22 protein-coding genes and 2 riboswitches are annotated in these 21,216 nt (G+C 40.5%); of the genes, 10 read left to right on the top strand and 12 right to left on the bottom strand.

Annotated elements, in window-relative coordinates; all coding sequences use genetic code 11:
• Positions 1 to 38: 38 nt before the first annotated feature.
• Positions 39 to 674 carry a Bax inhibitor-1/YccA family protein gene (locus ABOA58_RS07575; RefSeq protein WP_101224033.1) on the top strand — a complete coding sequence of 212 codons (636 nt, stop codon included), beginning with the start codon at positions 39 to 41 and terminating at the stop codon, positions 672 to 674.
• Between the two features lie 186 nt (positions 675 to 860).
• Here the strand turns inward: ABOA58_RS07575 and ABOA58_RS07570 are convergent, their stop codons facing one another.
• From ABOA58_RS07570 to ABOA58_RS07560, 3 genes are all read right to left on the bottom strand, one after another.
• Positions 861 to 1,403 (bottom strand): acyl-CoA thioesterase, encoded by a 543-nt coding sequence (locus ABOA58_RS07570; protein WP_034314279.1) that lies wholly within the window; start codon positions 1,401 to 1,403, stop codon positions 861 to 863.
• Positions 1,404 to 1,534: 131 nt separating this feature from the next.
• The gene (locus ABOA58_RS07565) at positions 1,535 to 2,074 is read right to left on the bottom strand and encodes a M15 family metallopeptidase (RefSeq protein WP_413016416.1); all 540 of its coding nucleotides are present in this window, start codon (positions 2,072 to 2,074) and stop codon (positions 1,535 to 1,537) included.
• Positions 2,075 to 2,146: 72 nt separating this feature from the next.
• Positions 2,147 to 2,629, bottom strand: a complete 483-nt coding sequence (locus ABOA58_RS07560; RefSeq protein WP_350301840.1) for a DinB family protein — start codon at positions 2,627 to 2,629, stop codon at positions 2,147 to 2,149.
• Between the two features lie 205 nt (positions 2,630 to 2,834).
• On the opposite strand from ABOA58_RS07560, the gene ABOA58_RS07555 reads away from it, so the two are divergent.
• Positions 2,835 to 4,652 (top strand): ABC transporter ATP-binding protein, encoded by a 1,818-nt coding sequence (locus ABOA58_RS07555; protein ID WP_350301839.1) that lies wholly within the window; start codon positions 2,835 to 2,837, stop codon positions 4,650 to 4,652.
• 42 nt (positions 4,653 to 4,694) lie between these two features.
• On the opposite strand, the gene ABOA58_RS07550 is transcribed toward ABOA58_RS07555, so the two are convergent.
• Positions 4,695 to 5,396, bottom strand: coding sequence for a GDSL-type esterase/lipase family protein (locus ABOA58_RS07550; RefSeq protein ID WP_350301838.1), 702 nt, complete (start codon positions 5,394 to 5,396; stop codon positions 4,695 to 4,697).
• Between the two features lie 219 nt (positions 5,397 to 5,615).
• Between ABOA58_RS07550 and ABOA58_RS07545 the strand changes: the two genes are divergently transcribed.
• Positions 5,616 to 6,122 carry a GNAT family N-acetyltransferase gene (locus ABOA58_RS07545; protein ID WP_350301837.1) on the top strand — a complete coding sequence of 169 codons (507 nt, stop codon included), beginning with the start codon at positions 5,616 to 5,618 and terminating at the stop codon, positions 6,120 to 6,122.
• A 68-nt stretch (positions 6,123 to 6,190) separates the two neighbouring features.
• Here ABOA58_RS07545 and ABOA58_RS07540 read toward each other — a convergent pair whose 3' ends face one another.
• The gene (locus ABOA58_RS07540) at positions 6,191 to 6,373 is read right to left on the bottom strand and encodes an aspartyl-phosphate phosphatase Spo0E family protein (protein ID WP_350301836.1); all 183 of its coding nucleotides are present in this window, start codon (positions 6,371 to 6,373) and stop codon (positions 6,191 to 6,193) included.
• A gap of 253 nt (positions 6,374 to 6,626) precedes the next feature.
• Positions 6,627 to 6,815, bottom strand: a complete 189-nt coding sequence (locus ABOA58_RS07535; RefSeq protein WP_350301835.1) for a Fur-regulated basic protein FbpA — start codon at positions 6,813 to 6,815, stop codon at positions 6,627 to 6,629.
• 174 nt (positions 6,816 to 6,989) lie between these two features.
• Positions 6,990 to 7,094: riboswitch (SAM riboswitch) on the bottom strand.
• Between the two features lie 157 nt (positions 7,095 to 7,251).
• Positions 7,252 to 7,356: riboswitch (TPP riboswitch) on the top strand.
• An 89-nt stretch (positions 7,357 to 7,445) separates the two neighbouring features.
• On the opposite strand from ABOA58_RS07535, the gene tenA reads away from it, so the two are divergent.
• Genes tenA through thiE form a run of 5 tightly spaced genes read left to right on the top strand, consistent with a single transcriptional unit; the run spans position 7,446 to position 10,873 of the window.
• Complete coding sequence (gene tenA, locus ABOA58_RS07530) at positions 7,446 to 8,135, top strand: thiaminase II (RefSeq protein ID WP_350301834.1); 690 nt, start codon at positions 7,446 to 7,448, stop codon at positions 8,133 to 8,135.
• Between the two features lie 15 nt (positions 8,136 to 8,150).
• On the top strand, positions 8,151 to 8,672 hold the full coding sequence (gene thiW / locus ABOA58_RS07525; RefSeq protein WP_350302818.1) for an energy coupling factor transporter S component ThiW: 522 nt from the start codon (positions 8,151 to 8,153) through the stop codon (positions 8,670 to 8,672).
• Positions 8,641 to 9,438, top strand: coding sequence for a bifunctional hydroxymethylpyrimidine kinase/phosphomethylpyrimidine kinase (thiD, locus tag ABOA58_RS07520; protein ID WP_350301833.1), 798 nt, complete (start codon positions 8,641 to 8,643; stop codon positions 9,436 to 9,438). Before thiW ends, thiD begins: the two co-directional genes overlap by 32 nt.
• Positions 9,439 to 9,444: 6 nt before the next feature.
• Positions 9,445 to 10,260: a hydroxyethylthiazole kinase gene (gene thiM / locus ABOA58_RS07515; RefSeq protein ID WP_350301832.1), complete on the top strand. Its 816-nt coding sequence runs from the start codon at positions 9,445 to 9,447 to the stop codon at positions 10,258 to 10,260.
• Positions 10,241 to 10,873: a thiamine phosphate synthase gene (gene thiE, locus ABOA58_RS07510; protein WP_350301831.1), complete on the top strand. Its 633-nt coding sequence runs from the start codon at positions 10,241 to 10,243 to the stop codon at positions 10,871 to 10,873. The genes thiM and thiE overlap by 20 nt, the downstream gene beginning before the upstream one ends.
• A 39-nt stretch (positions 10,874 to 10,912) precedes the next feature.
• Here thiE and ABOA58_RS07505 read toward each other — a convergent pair whose 3' ends face one another.
• Complete coding sequence (locus ABOA58_RS07505; RefSeq protein WP_350301830.1) at positions 10,913 to 12,118, bottom strand: MFS transporter; 1,206 nt, start codon at positions 12,116 to 12,118, stop codon at positions 10,913 to 10,915.
• 276 nt (positions 12,119 to 12,394) lie between these two features.
• Here ABOA58_RS07505 and ABOA58_RS07500 point away from each other — a divergent pair, with 276 nt between their 5' ends.
• The gene (locus ABOA58_RS07500; protein WP_350301829.1) at positions 12,395 to 13,882 is read left to right on the top strand and encodes an aldehyde dehydrogenase family protein; all 1,488 of its coding nucleotides are present in this window, start codon (positions 12,395 to 12,397) and stop codon (positions 13,880 to 13,882) included.
• A gap of 294 nt (positions 13,883 to 14,176) precedes the next feature.
• Positions 14,177 to 15,409 carry an aminopeptidase gene (locus ABOA58_RS07495; protein WP_350302817.1) on the top strand — a complete coding sequence of 411 codons (1,233 nt, stop codon included), beginning with the start codon at positions 14,177 to 14,179 and terminating at the stop codon, positions 15,407 to 15,409.
• Positions 15,410 to 15,468: 59 nt separating this feature from the next.
• On the opposite strand, the gene ABOA58_RS07490 is transcribed toward ABOA58_RS07495, so the two are convergent.
• The 5 genes from ABOA58_RS07490 to ABOA58_RS07470 all read right to left on the bottom strand — a co-directional run bounded on the left by ABOA58_RS07490 (position 15,469) and on the right by ABOA58_RS07470 (position 21,216).
• Positions 15,469 to 16,185, bottom strand: a complete 717-nt coding sequence (locus tag ABOA58_RS07490; RefSeq protein WP_350301828.1) for a tyrosine-type recombinase/integrase — start codon at positions 16,183 to 16,185, stop codon at positions 15,469 to 15,471.
• Positions 16,186 to 16,444: 259 nt separating this feature from the next.
• Positions 16,445 to 16,594, bottom strand: a complete 150-nt coding sequence (locus tag ABOA58_RS07485; protein WP_350301827.1) for an Arm DNA-binding domain-containing protein — start codon at positions 16,592 to 16,594, stop codon at positions 16,445 to 16,447.
• 373 nt (positions 16,595 to 16,967) lie between these two features.
• A complete protein-coding gene (locus tag ABOA58_RS07480) occupies positions 16,968 to 18,152 on the bottom strand; it encodes a serine hydrolase domain-containing protein (protein ID WP_350301826.1) in 1,185 nt (394 codons plus the stop codon).
• A 28-nt stretch (positions 18,153 to 18,180) separates the two neighbouring features.
• Positions 18,181 to 19,416 (bottom strand): MFS transporter, encoded by a 1,236-nt coding sequence (locus ABOA58_RS07475; protein ID WP_350301825.1) that lies wholly within the window; start codon positions 19,414 to 19,416, stop codon positions 18,181 to 18,183.
• A gap of 222 nt (positions 19,417 to 19,638) precedes the next feature.
• Positions 19,639 to 21,216, bottom strand: a complete 1,578-nt coding sequence (locus ABOA58_RS07470; protein ID WP_350301824.1) for a class I adenylate-forming enzyme family protein — start codon at positions 21,214 to 21,216, stop codon at positions 19,639 to 19,641.

Raw genomic sequence — 21,216 nt, 5'->3', positions numbered from 1 at the left:
CGTAGAAAACGGTAGAAAATAAATGATGAGGTGATTGAATGTATTCACAAACTGTACAAACATATATGCCGTCCGTCATGCGGACGTTCGCTTTATCACTTGCCGTTTCCGTTTTAGGGATGGCTCTAGGCACTCTTGTACCGCCATCGTTGTTTCTTCCCTTGGCGATACTTGAGATCGCCATGTTGATTGGAGCATTCATATTGCGGAGGAAAAAAGCCATCGGCTACACATTTTTGTATAGTTTCACGTTGATTTCTGGAATTACGACCTATCCGATCATCGCACACTACCTAGCTGCTGCAGGGGCAAATGTGGTGATCCTGGCAGGTGTGACGACGACAGTCGTATTTGGAGGACTGGCGATTTATGCCACAACCACCAAAAGGGACCTTTCTTTCTTGGGAGGGATGTTATTTGCGGCCTTGCTAGCTTTAGTGGTCATTAGCATATTCAACATTTTCTCTCCATTAAGCTCTACAGCCATGCTGGTCTTTTCCTTTATCGGGATTTTAGTTTTCAGTGGTTATATTTTATATGATTTCAATCGAATGAAGCATTACGGGGTAACAGCCGAAGAAGTACCGCTCATGGCCTTGAATCTATATCTTGATTTCATTAACCTATTCATTAACATCTTGCGCTTCTTTGGTATTTTAGCAAGCGATGACTAAAGTGCTAATAGTATCAAACCATAACATAAGAAAGACGCTTGGACTTATCCAAGCGTCTTTTCACATTTCTTTTTAAGCTGTAAGATGTGAGTACTGATTTTTCCCCCAAACCCCTGGCGTTGAATAAAAGACCAAATCACAATGAATTTGGTCTCAATCATTAATAAGAAAGAAGGGATGCGTATCTTATTTATATAATCCTGGATTTGATTGATCGGTCCATGGCAGTTTCACTCCGAAAGTACTAGCAATGAACTGTGTATCTTCCCTTCGTTTTTTCCTTATCTGGGCCCGTTGTTTTGCTGATTCATTTAAATTCATTTCCATCTCTGTTTCAGGAACCAAACGCGGAACCGGAATTGGTTTACCTTCTTCATTAATGGCAACAAATGTCAAGAAGGAAATGACGCATAAATTCCGCGCCCCTGTAACTAAATCCTCTGCAATCACCTTTACGATGATTTCCATTGATGTTCTGCCCGTATACGTCACGAAGCTTTCAAGGCAAACTGCATTTCCTTCGTGAATAGGGTGCAGGAAATCGACAGAATCAGTTGATGCAGTAACGACGTTGCTTCGAGCATGACGCATGGCTGATATAGCCGCTACATCATCAATGTATGCCATTAATTTGCCTCCGAACATCGTACCAATATTATTTGTATCCGGCGGGAGGACAAGGCTTGTTTTTATGACCAAAGAGTCCCGGCAATTTTTTGTTTCTTCCATGGTGACTGCACTCCTTTATGTCTGATTTCTCACTAGTCCACTTTATCGAATTCTTACCTGTAAAGCAATTCACATGCTTATTTTCCTGCTATTAGTCAAAATTATGCGGCCTATAGCGAAGCCCACTGCTTTCACTGCCCTTTTGACTGCTTGCCTTGCTGCAGCTCACGCAGGCTTAAGCCAAATGTCATTTGTAAATGCGGATAATCCTTGAACCCTGCCCAATCCCCTCCCCAATCAAAACCTAACTCTTTAGCGATGGTTACGACTTCCATCCAATCCGACTTTCCATTATCGTTGCCGTCATAACTCATGTCCCAAATGGCCTCGCCTTGTTTGTTAAGGAGGGCAAAATCTATCGCCAAACCGAAATTATGCAGCGACTCGCCACCTCTTGCATTCGTTACGATGTTGCCCGAGTCTGATCTGCCCTTTTCATATAGCTCATTTTGCTCGGCTATAGACCGGAACCCCGCCGTAATGATAACCGGGATGCCTTTGTCATTAGCCAATTGAATGAGCTCGTCTTTTTTTTCGGCGACAATCGGATTCAGCTCGTCAGTCAGTTCGATTTCATCCAGATCAGGAGGAAGCATATACTTGAACAAGAGCCCCAGTAACAATCCTAAAAAGCCCAATACCAAACATGTCCTTACCCAAGTGGCTTTCACTGAAAAATCCTTCCTTTACGAATATCTGTCTGAAAGTGAAAAACTCAACCTAAGACGGATGAGTTTCTTCCATTATAATTTTGCTTTCAATTCTTCAATTTGCAATAAATGCCGTTTTTCATGAAGTCCCACGAACGGGATCCATTGCTTCAAGCTTAAATCTTTAAACAAAGGATGTGGAAAAGACTTTTGTTCGAGATCAATTTCCTTTGCATGGACAACGACCTGTACAAAAGCTTTTCGGGATTCGGACAACTTTTCCTTAACCTCACTCAAAGTTTGGTATGATTCTGACGGAATGACAAATGGCGGGGCCTGGACCTTCACTTCACGATTTAAAGTAAGCTCGATCGGTTTATCCACAGCAGGAACACTATCGTCACTTTTCAATTTATCGGATATGGTCTTTGTTATGGCCCTCTCCATTAAATATAAATGATCCAATACCTGGATGATGCTCCATCGTCCTGTTTCAGGATGGGCGTTCAGCTGTTCATCCGATAGTCCGTTGACCGCATTTAAAAGCTCTTCCCTGATTTTTTCATTTTCATTCATTTTTAGCATCTCCTCTTATAAGACTCGCTAATCTCCTTTAATTATTCCATGTCCTATAGGAAAGTGTAAAATAATAATACTTTTTGACAGAAACGAACCGATTAAAAGTTGTCTATTTTTTTAAAAGCTCTATGATAGTCATTAAGGTAAAATTCAAATGACTTTCAAAATTCATCATGGATAGTCTAAATAGGAGTGATCGTTTATGAGTGGAGGACATATTCCATTCAGCCACAAAGGCCGCAGTGCCCTGCATGCAATACCCTCAAAAGGAAGCATATGGTTGATGCTCAAACAAATGTTCAATCGGGTACCATCCAAATGGAAGTTTTGCACTTTGACTTTATGTATAATGCTTTTCATTTCATTGCTTGAGTTCTCCATCCCCCAGTTGACGCAGTTTACGATTGATAAAGTCATTCCCGAAAAAAGATATGATTTGTTAATCTGGATTGGCACAGGAATTCTTTGTGCTAGCATCTTATTGGCTTTACTGAACTACTTTAACAGCTATATCGTTTCCAAGGTCGGTCAAAAGGCTATTATGGATATACGGAATAGCATGTATGACCATATTCAAACACTGGATATGAAATTCTTTGACAAAAACCGTACTGGTGACTTAATGTCCCGGTTGACCAATGATGTCAACTTACTGCAGCAGCTCATTTCTTCGAGCATGCTTCAAGTCTTGACAGACACGGTGACTTTCATTGCCGTGGCGGTATATATGCTTTTCATTAACTGGAAGCTGACCATTGTCCTTCTTTTTACATTCCCGTTCATGTTCTATATCACAAGGGTATTCGGAAAACGCATCAGGATGTCATTTAGGTCTGTGCAAAGTTCCGCAGGAGATGTCAGCAACCAGTTACAGGATTCCCTTTCAGGAATGCGGCTCATTCAATCTTTTACAAATGAAGAGTTCGAATCAAGGCGGTTTGCCGAGCGTAATCAGGAAAATATGGCTGCAAACGTTAAGTCCGTTCGACTACGTTCCATGTTCGGTCCGATTATTGATTTATTGAACAATATCGGTCTTGTAGCAGTCATTGTGTTCGGTGCTTGGCAAGTGATGGAAGGTGAATTCACAATAGGATTAATAGTTGCCTTCCTCGCCTATTTAAGGTTGCTGCAGAGTCCCGTTCGCAATTTTAGCCGGGTCATCAGCATTGTCCAGCAATCAGCCGCCGCCTTTGAGCGGATAAATGAAATATTGGAAACTCAACCTGAAATAAGTGACAAGGGAAATGCCATTGAACTCCCTTCCATAAAAAAGCAAATTGAATTTCAATGTGTTGATTTTGCATATGATATGGGTGTTCCCGTGCTCAGCAATTTAAACCTGACCATGAAAGCTGGTCAAGTAACCGCTCTGGTCGGCTCCTCTGGTGCAGGAAAATCGACCATCACGAGCCTTTTGATCCGATTTTATGACCCGCAAGATGGAACTATTAAAATGGATGGCCATGATATCAAAAATGTATCACTGAAATCATTAAGGGGACAAATGGGAGTTGTCTCTCAGGATATCATTTTATTCAACGGTTCCATCCGTGATAACATCGTGTATGGAAAACTTGATGCTACAGATGATGAAATCATCGAATCCGCCAAAGCGGCAAATGCGCATGACTTTATCAGTGCCTTTCCTGATGGTTATGATTCTCAAATTGGAGAGCGCGGAGTCAAGCTTTCAGGCGGACAAAAACAGCGCATTGCCATTGCCAGGGCACTTTTGAAAAATCCGCAAATCATCATTCTCGATGAAGCAACGGCGGCCTTGGATACAGAATCCGAACATTTGATACAGGAAGCTTTGTCACGTTTATTGATAAACCGGACTTCAATAGTCATTGCACATCGTTTATCGACCATTCATGATGCCGATCAAATAATTGTCCTGGAAAAAGGGCAGGTTCATGAAAAAGGAACACATGAACAGTTATTGCAAAACGACGGCAGATACAAGCAGCTCCATGATTTGCAGTTCCCGCAACTAAAAGCCATATTAAATTCCTAGCAAGCAAAAATGCACAGAATGTCTTTCTGTGCATTTTTGCTTTCATTTGAAATCATAACTTTTCAAAACCCGATTCGCAATGAGCTGATACCCTTTTTCGTTCGGATGTAACTTATCACTGAAATACTCTGTTTTCTTTTTACCTTCAAAAAGATCATTCGTAGGAATGAATAACATCCTTTTGTCTTTATCCGCTATTCCCTTTATTGACTGGTTATAATCGCGAATGTGCTTTTCAAGTTTTTGATTTCCTTTAATCGGGTTATATAGTCCCACTACCAGAATATCCGCTTTATCGTTTGCCTTTATCAGTGTTGCCGTAATCTTTTTCAGATGGCTGATATACTCCCGTTTACCCTCATTGATTTTACGATCACTGATTTTCTCCAAGTCCCCGCCGTTACTATTGATCAAGTCATTCGTTCCGATATAAACGATGAAAGTATCGGCTTCATCAAGTTTCGTTTTAATGCGGTAATCATCAAGCTGTTTCATCACCCCATCCGTTTCCTGGCCTTTTATACCGTAATTCCAAAAACTCACCTTTTGTTCCGATTCCGGGTTATTCAATTCATCCTCCAGGCCTTCTATATATCCTTCCCCGTCCTTATCCCCTTTTCCATAGGTTAACGAATCTCCAAAAGCCATCACCCTTTGCACATCTTCCGACTCCGAGGCCTGAAACTCATATGCAGCAAAACATATAACCAGTACTATAATCAAAAAAACTGACAATTTTTTCATTTGGTTCTCCTCTGTCTTTTTACTAGAAGTATTTAATCCTTTACATACCCCAAAAACCTGCAGACGTAACATAAAAAAGGAATTGTCAGATAAAGAGTAAAGAGTGTATGATAATAAAAAACTTTCAATGGATTGAGTGTCATTTACCGTCCCTTAAACAAAAAACGGGATTACCCTTCATTCTGGAGATTGAATAAATGATAGTTAGGAGTTTAAATCATGGAAGAGCACATAGAGTTTAGAGAGGCAGAACTATCTGATCTACCCAGAATTGTTGAAATATATAATTCGACAATTGCTTCAAGAATGGTCACGGCGGATACGGAGCCTGTATCCGTTCAATCGAGGGTTAAATGGTTTGAGGAACATCATTCAGAAAGTAGACCGCTATATATCATTACTATAGAAGGGAAAACTGCTGGATGGATGAGCTTTCAATCCTTCTATGGCCGACCGGCATATAATTTCACTGCCGAAATCAGCATTTATATTGATGATTATTTCCGGGGAAAAGGAATCGGACAAATTTCGATTCAAAAGGCAATTGAATTGAGTCCAAAATTAGGTATTAAGACTATATTGGGTTTCATTTTCGCCCACAATATACCGAGCCTTAAGCTTTTTTCCAAATTCGGGTTTGAAGAATGGGCACATTTACCTCAAGTTGCCGAGCTGGATGGCATTGAGCGGGATTTGATCATTCTCGGTAAACGTGTCGATATTTAATATAATTCTTTAGAGCTATTGCCTTGAGCAGTAGCTTTTTCAAATTAATACAGGTCGAATTGGCTAATTTATGCTTTTTGGAGGGAAAAATATTCAGACTCTCTTTTACTTGCTAACGCATTTAATAGCGTATCCAATTCTTGACTGGCTTGAACAGTTAGCAGACTTGTTAAGCCGTAACTTGCTGCTAATTTGAACATTTCCTGTCTCTTTTCTTCAATTCTTTCTATAGTTACCTTACGGCAAGGCATTATATGCCACCTCCCATTTATTCAATTTTTTTACACTTTCATCATAATGAAACTACTAGTTAAAATCAACTATTTTCCAGAAATAAAATGTGTTATTTTATAGGTCAAATGTGACAAAACACCTACTTTATTCTTTAATTATGTATATTTTATGTCATTTTCTATTAAACCCAAAAAAGCATCCACTAGTGTAGACTGTGAATGCTTACATCATATACCTTATCCCAGAACCCAAAATATAGTCCATCGCTTACTATGTCATCCATTCAGAAGGTGACTCGTTATTAGGTCTATTTATAACTATCCTATATTCATCTTCGAGCACTTTTAATGGGGCATCATAAAGGTGCCTTTCATCAGAGGTTTTGTATACTCCATTGGCCAATAGCTCTTCAATGAGCTTTGCCTTCCTCTGTTCAATCCTCTTAAATAATTCTGCCATGTAAATGGCTCCTTTCCTAGTCATCCTAGAGCCTGCTTCTAGTTAGCTAACTTTATCAACTTGTTTGATTTTCACCAAATTATATATACCTTTTCTATTATGTCACTAAACGTTATTTCCAAAAATAAAAGCCCCTTCTAATTCAAGAAGAGGCTGACAGTGTCCGTACGGCTCTTCTTATCTTCCAAGCATATGCTTGTTGGATTTAGCACAGTTCCCAAAACGGGTCCGCTGCCGAGGTTTCTTTGGGCCAAGTCCCTCCACCTCTCTGGATAAGAATTCGATATATAAATGATGTAGAAATGATTCTATCCTAATAATCATCAAAAGTCAATTACCTGGTTCTCCCTTTTTTCCTGGACATAATGTGCTCTCTCTTCAAATACGGGTTGCATTTTCTTGTCTTTCTGATATGATGTCAGTAATTACATACAATTCACACCACTAGGGGAGTCTTTTTTAAGACTGAGATGGAAATAGTTCCGGACCCTTTGAACCTGAACCGGCTCATACCGGCGGAGGGAAGTGGATGATATCGTCCATTTACAGACTATATCCATCTACCCCGTTCCGTATTCAGGAACGGGGTTTTTCATTATCAACGGGAACCATTCTAAAGGAGGATGAACAATGGAGAATATTAAAACAGAAACATTCAGTGATAGACTTCATGCACGGGCAAAAGAGATTTGGAAAAGGAACCATTCACATCCCTTTGTCCAGGCAATTGGAAACGGCACGCTTCCTGAAAAGAAATTTGCCTATTACCTGAAGCAGGACTATATCTATCTCATGGATTATTCCAAGCTCTTTGCTTTAGGTGTCATCAAAGCTCATAACATCGAAACCATGGCAAAGTTTGCGAGCATTTTAAATGAAACCCTTCAAGTGGAAATGGATATCCATCGGCAATATGCTTCCGAATTCGGGATCAGTGCCAAGGAATTGGAAGAAACAGAACCTACTCCCACCACTCTAGCCTATACAGGTTACATGCTAAATACAGCTCAGCATGGGACTTTGGCAGACTTGATCGCCTGTCTCCTGCCCTGCGCTTGGGATTATTATGAAATCGGTTTGCTACTAAAAGAACAAAATGGAGCAGCATTGGAAAACAATCGCTACGCAGATTGGATAAGGTCCTATTCATCACCTGAATTCGGGGAAGCACACAAGTGGCTGATCGCATTGTTGGAAGAATTGACGGAAGGCATGCCAGAAAAGGAACTTCTTAGATTAGAAAAGCACTTTTTGGTTACTTCCCGATATGAATATTTATTCTGGGATATGGTTCAAAATGAGCAGGATTGGCCGCTGTAGGTCGCAGACATGATGATGAATCCCATCAAGAAACTGACGTTAACTGCCATGATCACGGCTATAACGACGCTGACCAGTTCATTTATTTTCATCCCTGCAGGATTTGCAAAGGTCTTTCCTATTCAGCATCTGGCAAATGTCCTCACGGCCGTTCTATTGGGGCCTGCTTATGCTGTGACACAAGCTTTCTTAGTTTCCATCATTAGAAACATGTCTGGTACCGGTTCAATATTCGCCTTTCCCGGCAGCATGATCGGTGCACTTTTGGCTGCCATCCTTTATCGAAAAACACAAAGCTTAAAATTCGCTTGTTTAGGTGAAGTAATCGGGACCGGCATTCTCGGTTCCCTGGCCTGTTATCCACTTGCCATCCTCCTAATAGGAGAAAAAGCGGCTCTTTTTGGTTTTTTACCGGCTTTTATGCTCAGTTCATTCGCAGGTGCGATTTTAGCTTTCATATTACTTAAAATACTTCTAAAAAATAATTATATGAAGGGGTTTTTTTATGAAAACAGCATTAACCATCGCCGGCTCTGATTCAGGGGGCGGTGCTGGAATACAAGCGGATTTAAAAACATTTTCTGCACATGGGGTCTTTGGAATGTCTGCAATAACAGCCGTAACCGCACAAAATACAATGGAAGTCCGTTCAGTACAGCCAATTGAAACAGCTATCATATCGGACCAAATTGCAGCTATCTTTGAAGATATTCCTGTCGATGCAGTAAAAATAGGCATGCTTGGATCAAAAGAAATCGTGGAAACAGTCGCTGCGTCCCTTAAAACCTTCATGCCTGCCATCGTTATCCTTGACCCTGTCATGATTTCCAAAAGCGGCCACCATTTGCTCGACGAAAAGGCTGTCTCCGCCTTAAAAATGGATTTGCTTCCGCTTGCAACACTTGTAACACCAAATGTACCGGAAGCGGAAGTACTTACTGGCTTGTCGATTCGGACGAAACAAGATTTCTACAGGGCATGCATTTCAATACAAGAAATGGGTCCCAAAGCCGTTTTACTTAAAGGGGGCCATGCAGCGGGAAATCCAAATGATCTTTTTTATGATGGAACTGACTTCCACTGGATCAAGGGAGAGCGCATACATACAAAAAACACTCATGGTACGGGCTGTACCCTATCATCCGCCATTACATCAAACCTGGCTAATGGACTGCCATTGCAAGAGTCGATTGAACAGGCCAAGACTTATATTTCTGAAGCGATACGCAATAGTTTTTCAATCGGTAAAGGTCATGGACCTGTCCATCATTTTCATTCATATTCAAAAAAAAGAACGGAGTGACTTAATATGAAGGTTTCCGCAGCTGATTTATTCGTAAAGGTAAAAGAAAGAAAACCACTCGTTCACCAAATCACCAACTTTGTTACGGTCAACGACTGTGCAAATGCCACCCTTGCCATCGGTGGTTCACCAGTGATGACATCGAGCCCAAGAGAAGTGGCGGATATGGTCAAATTAGCGGATGCATTGGTCCTGAATTTCGGTACGATCGATGATAAAGCCTTGGAAGCAATGGAGATTGCCGGTAAGACGGCAAATGACCTGGATATCCCGGTCATTTTGGACCCGGTGGGAGTTGGTGCCACCGCCTATCGAACAGAGCAAGTGAAAGAGCTCCTAAGTAAGGTTACTTTCCAAATCATTCGCGGCAATGCAAGTGAGATCCTTTCATTGATTGGTGGGGATACCGTTACTCGCGGGGTGGATTCGGAGGAGCTTGCGGTCAGCAATGCAGAGCTGGCTGCTCGAGCGGCAAATAAATTGAATTGCATCGTCGTGGTCAGCGGAGCGAAGGATGCTGTCAGCGATGGAAAACGTACGTCCATCATCGATAACGGGAACCTCCTATTAACTAATGTTACAGGTACCGGTTGTATGTCCACTGCTCTTATCGGCACTTTTTCCGGAGTCACCGATGATTTCTATTCTGCGGCGATTGCCGGTATCTCAACCATGAGCATTTCAGGGGAACTAGCTGCCAAAAACCTTCAAAAGGATGAAGGAACAGGAACGTTTCGTGTGCGATTAATCGATGCAATATCAAGAATGGATAAGGAAATCTGGATGCATGAGGTGAAAATGAATGAAGAAGTCCCAAATTGATTTAAGCCTGTATTTAGTTACGGAAGAGTCCATAGGAATAGAAGAATTGACCAAAATCATTGCAGAATCTGTTTCAGGAGGTGTCTCGATCGTACAGCTTAGAGAGAAAAACAATTCCTCCCTCTCCTTTTATAATAAAGCTTCTGCATTAAAACAGTTATTGAACGAGCTGTCCATTCCCCTTATCATCAATGACCGGGTGGATATAGCACTTGCTGTTGCAGCGGATGGAATTCATATTGGGCAAGATGACCTTCCATTGCCTGTCGTCAAAAAAATGGTTCCTGAAGATATGATTGTCGGTGTATCTGTCTCCACTCTTGAAGAGGCTCTAGAAGCCGAACGAAATGGAGCAGATTATATCGGAGTCGGTTCCGTTTTCCCAACAAAGACCAAACAAGATGCAACCTTAATGGCAATTGGGGATCTGGAGGAAATTTGCCGCAGCGTATCAATTCCCGCCGTAGCCATCGGGGGTATCACGGCCGATAACATTTCCGCCCTTTCTGCTAGCGGGCTGTCCGGTACCGCAGTCGTATCGGCCATCATGAATGCAGAAAGTCCAAAGACTGCCTCCGAATCCCTTTTAAAAATCATAAAAAACTTTAAATAACAAAAGGATGGGGACTGATTACAGTCCCCATCCTTTTGTTTATGTCAAAACGGTATTCTTTGTTTCCTTCCCAAAAGCTACGGCAACTGCCCCCACTAAAATAGCAATTGTAAAAATGGTGAAAATCGATGAAATCGGGGTGCCTGCCGCAACTAAATACCCTACAAGCAACGGTCCCAGGACACCGCCGATCCTGCCGATCCCTGCGGCTAAACCAGCACCTGTACCGCGAACTGCTGTTGGATACTGCTCAGGAGTATACGCATAAAGCGCACCCCATGCCCCTAGGTTGAAGAAAGATAGGAACATTCCGGAAACTATCAGCAGTGCCAGCCCCTCTGCCGATCCAAAGAAAAAGGCACTGACTGCCGTTCCAATTAAGTATGTGATCAAAACGAATTTACGTCCCAACTTCTCTATCAGCCATGCAGCTGAAAAATAACCCGGAAGCTGTGCAAGCGTCATGATCAATACATATTCAAAGCTTTGAATCATGCTGAACCCTTTTAGGACCATCACACTTGGAAGCCATAAAAACATCCCATAATAAGAAAAGACCACGCAAAACCATAAAACCCACAACACAAGGGTCTGACGGGAGTATTCCTTTTTCCAGACACTTTTCATATTGCTTAATACAGATGGCCTCTGCTTTTTTTCAAGTTCCGTATACTTCGGTGAATCCGGCAGTTTCAAGCGCAGATACAGCGCATATAAAGCGGGTACGGCGCTCAATAACAATGCAACCCGCCAACCATAAGCCGGTATGATGAAATAGGATATGAGTGCTGCCAAAATCCAGCCAACCGCCCAAAAACTTTCAAGAAGGACGACGACCCTTCCCCTTTTACTCGCTTCAACACTTTCAGAGACCAATGTCGAGGCAACCGGAAGTTCTCCTCCAAGTCCCATTCCAATCAAAAATCGCAATATCAAGAACAAGCTGAGTGTATTGACTGCCGCAGACAGGCCACTTGCGATTGAAAACAATAATAATGTAATGATAAAGACATTCTTCCGTCCGACCCTGTCGGCCATCGCACCAAAGAATACCGCTCCAACAGCCATTCCTATGGAGTTTATGCTCCCAATCCAGCCAACCTGCTCACTGGTTAAGTTCCAGTCCTGTCTTAAAGCTACTATAATGAAAGAAAGCATACCGACATCAAGTGCATCGAACATCCATCCAAGACCCGCAACACCAAGTAACTTACGCTGCGATATCATTTTCGCATCATTTCCCATATATTCCTCCTGAAGAACTTTAGACCTTCTTGTTATTTTATCCTTATTCATTTTAACTATTAACTTTCATTTTTGCTATAGTAAATACACATGTCATGACAAAAAAATACTTCATTTTTAAAATGATGAAGAAACCTTGGATATTCTGTCGAATGTTATAGATTGAATATTCCCTTTTTTTCATTTATCATAAAAATTGGCATAGATCATAGCGTTAACAATAAGTCATCATGTTTTGCCCAAGATAACCATTTATTTTATTCAGGAGGGTAATTAATGACAAATCTAACGTTAGAAGTAAGTGGAAAGCTGCAAAAATTTTTAACAGGACCAAAAAAGCTCTATATTAATGGCCAGTTTGTAGAAAGTGCTTCAAAAAAAACCTTCTCCACTCCTAATCCTGCTACAGGACAAAAGCTTGCCGATGTTTATGAAGCTGATAAAGAAGATATCGACTTAGCCGTCAAAGCTGCACGCAAAGCATTCGATGAAGGTCCTTGGTCAAGGATGAGCGCAGCTGGACGCAGTAGACTTATGTATAAACTAGCCGATTTAATGGAAGAAAATAAAACTGAACTAGCTCAATTGGAAACGTTGGATAATGGGAAACCAATCAATGAAACGACCAATGCCGACATTCCTTTAGCGATAGAACATATGAGATATTTTGCTGGCTGGTCCACCAAGATTGTCGGGCAGACCATTCCGGTAAGCGGAAATTATTTTAACTACACAAAACACGAGGCTGTTGGTGTTGTCGGCCAAATCATCCCATGGAACTTTCCGCTTCTTATGGCGATGTGGAAACTGGGAGCGGCACTCGCTACAGGTTGTACAGTCATATTAAAGCCTGCTGAGCAAACACCGCTTTCCGCTCTTTACCTGGCTGAATTATTGGCTGAAGCCGGTTTCCCTGATGGGGTCGTCAATATCGTTCCCGGTTTTGGTGAAACCGCCGGACAAGCACTTGTCGACCATCCGCAAGTAAATAAAATTGCATTTACCGGTTCGACCGAAGTTGGAAAATTGATCATGCGCTCCGCTTCATATTCATTGAAACGGGTCACATTGGAACTTGGAGGGAAATCGCCAAACATCATCCTGCCTGATGCTGATTTCTCAAAAGCCATCCCTGGAGCTTTGAATGGAGTCATGTTTAACCAAGGTCAGGTATGCTGTGCCGGTTCAAGGGTTTATATTCAAAAGAAACAGTATGATAATGTTGTTGCCGATATGGCCAGCCATGCAAAAAACATCAAACAAGGGATAGGTCTGGATCCAAGTACACAAATTGGACCGCTTGTTTCCGAGGAGCAGCAAAATCGGGTAATGGGTTATATTGAAAAAGGGAAAAACGAGGGTGCGGAAGTTCTTGTCGGCGGAAATAAACCGGGTGAACAAGGCTACTTTGTTTCTCCTACTATATTCGCTGGTGTTGAAGAGGATATGACGATTGCCAAAGAAGAGATTTTCGGACCGGTCATAGCGGCAATGCCATTCGAGGATTTAGATGATGTCATTAACCGTGCAAATGCCAGTGAATATGGATTGGCTGCCGGCTTATGGACAAGCGATATAGCCAATGCCCATTATGTTGCAGGAAAACTTCGTGCCGGTACAGTATGGGTGAATTGTTATAACGCGTTCGACGCAGCTTCCCCGTTCGGCGGCTACAAACAATCCGGAATTGGACGTGAAATGGGATCTTATGCACTGGACAACTATTCTGAAGTGAAAAGCGTCTGGATTAATTTGGGCAAGTGATTTTTTGATTAATAAGAAAGAGGGTCTCAAAGAGGCCCTCTTTCTTTCAGTCCATTGATTCACTGTACAGATTCATTGAATTATTCAACTATTCAAACCTTTTCAATAGTCTTTCCTTCTTTAGTTTTGGTAAAATGCAAGATAGACAAAATAGCTGCTGGAGCCTGAGCGAACTTAAGTTGCAAATGAACTCCTTCGTATACTATTAATTTCACATCGGTGTAAAAAGTTTCTTTTTTATATCACAATAAGTACAATTAAAAATGTAGAAAATGGAAAAGGAGTTTTAAAATGATGAGTGATTTTCAAACGAATTTAGAAAAATATGCGGAACTTGCCGTAAAAGTCGGCGTAAACATCCAACAAGACCAAACACTGGTCGTAAACACAACATTAGAGGGCGCTGACCTTGTGCGTCTCATTGTAAAAAAGGCATATGAAAACGGTGCGCGCAATGTCATCGTTAACTGGAATGACGATATCGTTTCACGTACCAAATATGAACTGGCTCCGGACGAGGTGTTCCACGAATATCCAAAATGGCGCGCAGAAGAAACGATCGAACTTGCAGAAAACGGAGCTGCCTATCTATCCGTCATCTCCTCCAGCCCTGACTTATTAAAAGGTGTAAAACCTGAAAGGATTGCCAACTTCCAAAAAGCATCCGGGACTGCTCTGAAGAAGTGGCGTCAGTATATGCAATCCGATAAAGTGAGCTGGTCCATAGTTGCCGTCCCTTCAAAGGCTTGGGCTGATAAAGTATTCCCTGAAGAAGCAGAAGGTAAACGCGTTGATCTGCTGTGGGAAGCCATTTTCAAAGCAGTTCGTGTTGATGTGAAGGATCCTGTAGAGGCCTGGAAAAAACACGATGATACCCTGCATGAAAAGGTTGATTATTTAAATGATAAGCATTACCAAAAATTGCATTACACGGCTCCTGGAACCGACTTGACAATCGAGTTACCCGACAAACATCTTTGGGTCGGAGCAGGAAGCGTTAACGTACAGGGTCATGAATTCATGGCTAACATGCCAACCGAAGAAGTGTTTACAGTTCCATTGAAAACAGGCGTTAACGGTACGGTTTCCAGTACGAAACCACTTAGTTACGGCGGCAACATCATCAATAATTTTTCCGTGACCTTTAAGGAAGGACGGATCATTGAAGTAAAAGCTGAAGAAGGGGAAGAAATCCTAAAACAATTGGTTGAAACGGATGAAGGTTCTCACTATCTTGGGGAAGTGGCACTTGTTCCATTCAACTCACCAATTTCCCAATCGAATGTTTTATTCTTCAATACACTATTCGATGAAAATGCATCAAACCATCTCGCTATCGGCAGCTCCTATGCTTTCTGTATTGAAGGCGGAAAAAACATGAGTCCAGAAGAGCTTGCAGAAAATGGACTGAATGAAAGCCTTACACATGTCGATTTCATGATTGGATCGGATAAAATGAACATCGACGGCATCAAACAGGACGGCACTTCAGAACCTGTCTTCCGTAATGGGGATTGGGCGTTTTAAGAAGAGCATTGATTTAGAAGGGTTTTGAAGGGTTAAACCTTAAGTGGTCACGAAAATGGTCACATTTCTTTAACTTTAAACAAATTATCAAGTTCCTCAGCCACGTGTTTCTGCATACTGGGAAGCACGTGGCTATACTTGTCTAGCGTAATTTGAATGGATGTATGCCCAACTCGCTCTGAAATGACCTTTACATTCTCATTTTGTTTGTTTAGCATCGTCACATGTGTATGTCTTAAATCATGAAAACCGATTGAAGGTAACCCTAGCTTTATCGCTTGGGCTTTAAGTCGTTTGGAAAGCGTTGCAGAATCGAGCGGATTACCGTAACGTGTACAAACAACTAAATCATAATCATTGAAGTTTTGACCTTGCTTCAACTTATGTCCGACAACAACGAGTCTCTCCCTTTTCAGTTGTTCTATCAACACGTCAGGAATATGAATCGAACGGACACCAGCATTTGTTTTAGCCCCAACTTTGAACTGCTTTGCGTTTATATCATAGATTTGTCTGATATAGATGATTTTTTGTTCAAAATCAATATCCTTCCAACGCAATCCAGTTATTTCACCTTTTCTCATACCAGTTAATAACGCAATTAAATAGACCGTATAAAATCGATGCTTCTTTGAGTGCTGTATGAAGTATTCCACCTGTGCAGTATCCCAAGCGGTCATTTCAAGATTGTTTCTCTTTGGTAACGTTACATTTAAAACTGGATTTTCATTTACTACCTTTAAACTAACAGCCTTTCTAAAAACAACCTTCAACATATCAATAATTTTCTTAACGTATTAGAACTTAAAGCAGTTTCTTCTACCAAATCATAAATAAATCTTTGGACTATCAAAGGTTCAATTTTTTGCATTTAAAAATAACCTAGTCTGGGATTAATATGACACTTATTAAAACTAATATAGTTTTGATAAGTACTTACCGCTACATTCAATTTCATTTCCTTCAACTAGTCTTGAATGAAATCACCTAGAGTCATATTATCTGGTTCAACATAGTTACCCAGTCTAACATCATTTAGAAACTCACTAAGAGCATGCTCCGCTTCCTTCTTATTATTCCCCTCTTCTTTTTTTTTGTTCGTTTCCCTGTTAATGGGTCAATCCCCATATCGATTACATAAAAATACTTACCTGTTTTCTTGTCTTTCATGATACTGCCTTTCACTGTTAAGAACCTCCTAGATTTCCCAACAGAAAATAAGTCCCTTATATACATTTTATCAAATATTAAGAAGTGCTACTATTTCAAGCTTTATGTATTTCTCTACACAAACAAGTTAAAACTCAAAAAAGAAACGCTCATATAAAAGCGTTTCCTTCTAATATTTATTGAGGAACACGATTTTGGGTCGTATTCCTCGTATTTTATCTAAATGAGGTTTATTATTCTTGTTCTCCCATTTAGTAGAACTCTTCAAATAAGTTGTATAATGACACTTCTGATAAATCAAATTTTCATTCTTTGTAGTTCATAAAAGATCTGAATGTTCCCTCTGCTATCATATTCTTCAAAACATCACGCCCGACTTCTTTTATTTTTATTGTTTTTCTAAATACTCTATTATCGCTTGAAAAGCATTTGTCTCTTTTGAACTAGGAGACAGATAAGAAGATAATTTTACAATCACTGTATCAGCTTTTGGTGCAATGTATATTCGCTGGTCAAACTTCCCACGGGCTGAATATCCACCGAATTGATCATGACTAACCCACCATTGATTATGATAAGAGAATCCTGAAAGATGACTATGATTACTTTCCGCAAGATATTTTCGGTTACCACCATTTTTAATTTCCCTTATAATATGTTCCGGAATGATTTGTTGGCCATTGTAGTAACCATCGTTAAGCATCATTTCACCAAATCGTGCCAAATCACGCAATGTAGCCCGCATACCGCCGCTGGCAATATCCGTACCGATTAGATCCAATTGCATTAATGCGTTTTCTTCTGCCCCCAGTTTAGACCAGATTATTTCTTGAATTAATTCTGCCAAGTTTTTCCCTGTCAAGCGTTTGACAATCCATCCCAATGCTTCTGTTTGTCCACTTTCATAATAAAATGCAGTACCGGGTATTTTATCTTTTTTGCTCGACAACATAAATTCGTATAGGTTTTCGGGTCCATCGTAGTTATCAGGTTTGGGAATTGAACCTGTTGCCATAAAAATCGGTGTCCTACGGCCTATTCCCAATGGCGGGTCGGCTTCCAAATATCTCACAGGAACTTGCATATCAAGCAATTGCTGAACTGTTCCATCACCAAGTCCTGTTCCGTCTAACTCAGGTATATAGAAGGAAGATTTTTTATTTGTATCTAGTAATCCTTCATCAGCAAGCAAACTAACAATCAAGCCTACAAAAGATTTTGTAGCAGAGTTCATTGCATGAAGCTGATAAGATTTATATCCGTTAAAATAGTTCTCATACAAAACTTTTCCATTATGCATCACTAAAAAAGCATCTGTGTCAGTTCTCTCAAGATCGGCTAAAACACTTTCCCCATTCTTATTGTTTATTTTTTCTAGATTTAATTGGTCTTTAGCATATGATAATTGGGTGGGCTTTTGGTTTCCTCTCCATATAATACGACCGGGACTCAGTTCACCACTATGACAATACCGTTGCAAATTTTTTTTTGAAGTAAACCAATTATCCTTCGTAACGATATCCTCTGTAAGTGGTGGAAAAACTTTGATTTCATTCTTTGTAATGGACTTCATTACAATCCCTCCTGCTTTTCTATTTAAGTTAAAAAGAATGCTCTTTAAGCTCATTTTCTGTTGTTTCTATAACGTTGTTTTTAATCGTTAGTGACGTAAATGCCCCTGTCAATGCAGCAGCGATTAAAAACCAGGATGCAGCATTGTAAGAACCGTTGAATACAGTAAGAACGAACCCAATTACGGCTGGAGAGATACCACCGGAAATTTGTCCGCCAAAACTGACTAACCCTGTCACAGAACCAGTTAATTCCTTTGCTGAGTATTTAATGACCATTGTGTATAGTGACGTTCCGATAAACGCGATTGAAATAGCATTTAGGGTCATATAAACAATCCCAAGTGAAACAGACGTTGCATTAAACATCAAATAAAGAAAGAGGGCAGAAAATATTGATCCTGCTGCTGTCAGGTATTTTTCTCTTCCAGCCATATATTTATCTAAAATCCAGCCACTAACATTAAACATAAGAAAGGAGGTAAGGAACGGTATGGCCATCAAGGCACTTGCTGACACCAAGTCTAAACCTTTACTTACCCAATAAGAAGGCATCCAGGAAACTATACCCCAGTTCACTATATTTGAAAAAAATTTAGTACAGAATATCTTCCAAAAATTTTTTGTATTAAATACCTTTTTATAAGAAACTTTCTTTTGACTTTGCTTCTCGTTATTTATTTGTATATCTACCGGAGATTTTAGATAAACCCAAACTACCCATGCTATCAAAACACCTATTATACCAATGCTGACAAACATCCATCTCCACCCGAGGGAAACTACCAAAGCCCCTATAACGACTGAACCTAGCGCACCACCGAACGTTTGTGCAGATAGATAAAAAGAAGTTGCTCTCCCCCTTTCTTTATCGGGAAAGTTTTCGGAAATAGATCGTATGCTGGCAGGAAAAATACCACCTTCCCCAATACCAAACAGGAAACGAAACAAAAATAGTGATGCAAATGACCAAGCAAAACTCGTAAAAGCAGTAAAAACCGAGAAACCTAAGATTGAAAGAATTAATATTTTTCGTGATCCGTATTTATCTGTAAGCCATCCTCCTAATGGATGCATAAGGGCGTAGCCGATAAAAAAAACACTTAATATCAAACCTGATTCAAAAGAGTTAAGCTGCAGGTCCTTCTGAATTGGAATAATTGCTACGTTAATCGCCGCTTTATCAATGAAACTTATTGTCGCTACTATAAATAGAAGAATGATAATGATGGTTTTACGCTTTTTATCGGTCGCATAAGCTTTCATTCAATTCGCTCCTTTTTGAAGTATCGACATAATCCTCCCCATTTGTGTTACAAATCTCATTACAATAAATATAGGTTAAGCAGTAATTATTACTATACTTATCCGATTCAAAAACAGGCGGTGGAAAAGCTTTCATTTCATTGTAAAGTAAATAATATATTGAAAGCGCTTTCTAATTCTTGTTAGAGAACATATAACTTATCCTCTAACAATTGAAGCCTTCTAATTTACAACGCGTGTCGTACCTTCCCAAAAAGGTTTTTTCAACTCTTTTTTATCTATCTTACCTACTGATGTTAGTGGTAATGATGTCTCAATATATATTTCTTTAGGAACCATATAGTTAGAAGTACGTTCTTTGCAGAACTGAATTAACTCTTCCTTGGAACACGTTTCCCCTTTACGAAGCACTGCAAATATACAGACCGCTTCTCCCCAATCAGCATGTGGTATGCCAATACATGCACTCATTGATACAGCAGGGTGCTGGTTAATAATCCTTTCCACTTCAGCGGGATATACATTTAAACCACCAGAAATGATCATATCTTTTTTTCGTTCAATTATATGAAGAAAACCGTATTTATCTAGTTTTCCGATATCTCCCGTATAGAACCAACCATCACGGAATGCCTCTTGGGTAAGATCGGGTCTTTTGTAATAGCCGACTGAGACAGAAGGGATTTTGACAGCAATTTCCCCTGGCTGAAGAGGCTTCACGTCATTTCCATTGTTGTCAATCAGGCGAACTTGGGTAAACATACACGGCTTTCCGCAGCTTTTTAACACTTCAGGGTTGTTTTCGTACGCCCAGATATGATCGCTTTTTGTAAGTCTTGCAATCAAGATACTGCATTCTGTCATCCCATACTGCTGCCTAAAAATAGGTCCAAAGATTTCAAACGCTTCTTTTAGACGTTCTGTAGAGATAGGGGATGAACCATAATTGATGTTTCGCAACGAGCTCACCTCGTAGGCTTTTTTCTTAGCCTCTTCAATCAATCGGTAAATAATTGTCGGAACAATAAAAGTACTGGTAATACGTGCTTTTTGTACAGTCTGTAAAAAAACCTCGGGATTAAAAGACCGCATGATGTAGACATGACAGCCGGATACCAATGACCTCTGAAGCAGCACACCTGCCGAATGAATAAGCGGTGTACAAAACAAAACCTTGTCTTGATCATCGTACGGATATTCCATGCACGAAGCCATGATCGAGGCTCCAAAACCCTGTTGTGAATGCATGACTCCTTTAGGTGTGCCTGTTGTGCCACCAGTATATGATATTGTTGCTAAATCATCCAACGAGGCGACGGGAAATTCCATATTGCCTTTTGTATCACCCAAATCAACAGAATGGAACTCATCGGGATATTCGACACCGAAACCCGAAAGACCAATAACAGTCACGCTGTTTTTATCTGCCTCTTTAAGATAGTCATGCACAGTCTCTACATGTTTCTGGGTTGCCATAATTACCACTTGGGGCTCGGCATTTCTCAAGATAAACTCGCTCTCTCTAACCCCCAGCTTATCATTTAAAGGAATTACGGTTGCCCCACATCGACTTACACCAAGATTATATATGACATTTTCAATGCTATTTGGGACTATAACAGCAACATGGGTTCCAATTTTCACGCCTAGCCGAATCAACTGGTTGGCTACCGTATCTACTCTATCCCGCAATTCCTTATAAGTGATGGTCTCGTTTGTTTCTATGCAAGTAAGTGCAGGCTGGTAATCAAATTTGTTTATTCCATTGAACAGAAAAGCCTGATAAGTTAAATTATCCAT

Origin of the sequence: Peribacillus frigoritolerans, assembly GCF_040250305.1 — a bacterium.
Taxonomy (GTDB): Bacteria; Bacillota; Bacilli; order Bacillales; family DSM-1321; genus Peribacillus.
The sequence above is the reverse complement of the archived record's forward strand: the minus strand, read 5'-3'. Positions and strand labels throughout refer to the sequence as shown.